Source organism: Streptomyces sp. NPDC051104, assembly GCF_040682835.1.
Classification (GTDB): Bacteria; Actinomycetota; Actinomycetes; order Streptomycetales; family Streptomycetaceae; genus Streptomyces; species Streptomyces cynarae.
Genome location: NZ_JBFBBS010000139.1, coordinates 1 through 1568 on the forward strand (window position 1 = coordinate 1; position 1568 = coordinate 1568).

At 68.8% G+C, this 1568-nt stretch carries 1 protein-coding gene; it reads left to right on the forward strand.

Annotation, left to right across the window (positions count from 1 at the left end; translation table 11 throughout):
* On the forward strand, positions 1–1568 hold a 1568-nt coding region (locus AB0N14_RS40095; RefSeq protein WP_366030606.1), incomplete at both ends, for an ISAzo13 family transposase.

The following is a 1568-nucleotide window of genomic DNA, read 5'->3' on the forward strand; positions in this document are numbered from 1 at the left end:
ATCCCGACCGCGACGCCCAGTTCCACTACCTCAACGAACAGGTCAAACAACACCAGTCAGCAGGCGAGCCGGTGATCAGCGTGGACACCAAGAAGCGCGAGCAGATCGGACGCCTGCCCATGGCCGGACGCGAGTGGCGACCCAAGGGCGACCCGGTGCGGGTGGAGGACCATCACTTCTTCTTCAGCGGTCCGGACGTCGAGCAGGCGATCCCGTACGGAATCTACGACATCGCCCACAACACCGGCTGGGTCAACGTCGGGGTCGACCACGACACCTCCACCTTCGCCGTCGAGTCGATCCGCCGCTGGTGGAAGGCGCGCGGGCACGACGACCATCCGCAGGCCACCCGGCTGCTGATCACCGCGGACGCCGGCGGCTCCAACGGCTACCGCTACCGAGTCTGGAAAAGTGAGCTGGCCGCGCTGGCCGCCGAGACCGGCCTGGCGATCACGGTCTGCCACTTCCCGCCGGGCACTTCGAAGTGGAACAAGATCGAGCACCGGCTGTTCTCCCACATCACTCACAACTGGCGTGGTCGCCCCCTGACCAGCCACGATGTCGTTATCGAGACGATCGCAGCCACCCGGACCCGGGCCGGACTGCGTGTCGAGGCCCGCCTGGACCGCGGCGACTACCCCACAGGCATTGCGATCAGCAAGGACCGCTTCGCCGCCCTGCCCCTGGTCAAGCACGAGGTGCACGGCCAGTGGAACTACACCCTGCTGCCCGAACCCGCCTCGGCGCAGGCCCAGCCCGCTGTCGGTGAGGCGCACGGCGTCGCCGACCGGCGCCACTCACTCCTGGCCCGTCTGACCGACCCGCGGCTGACAGGACTGAGCAGCACACAACTCGCGGACTTGTGCGCCGAGTTGGCCCCACTCCAGGCCGCGCGGGCTCAAGAACGCTACAGCGAACAGCGCGGCGGACGCGCCCGTCGGGCCATCGGCAAACTGCGCGGCAGCAAGCCGGTGTTCGACGACGCGGCCCGGGTGATACTCACCCTCCTCTACCAGCGGCAGGTCTGCTCGATGAAGCTGCTGAGCGACATGCTGGAGGTCACCCCCAACTGCATCGGCCACCTCGTCGCCGAGACCCGGCGCGTCCTGGAGGACCACGGCCACCAGCCCGGATACGCCCCCACCCGTTTCACCACCGAGGCCGAGCTGCCGGCCTACCTCGACACGGCAACGACTCCGCCGCGCACCCAGATCATGGAGAGCCTGTCCCATCCGCGCCTGACCGGCATGTCCCGCGAGGACCTCGACACACTCGCCCGGCGCCTCGCCCCACGCCAACTCGCTCAGATAGAACGCGCCTCCTACCAGCGCCGGGGCGCCGACCGCCAGCCGGGCAGCCGCGGCGGCATCTTCCCCCAGAAGATCGGCGACAAAGAACGCGTCATCCTCGCCATCCTCTACCTGCGCAAGCTCTGCACGCTGGACGTCCTCGCCGACGCGCTGGGCGACGTGAGCCGGTCCTTGATCGGCAACGTTGTCCGTGAGATCCGGCCCCTGCTCATGGAAGGCGGGTACCTCCCGCCACCGGCCACCACCCGCTACCGGACC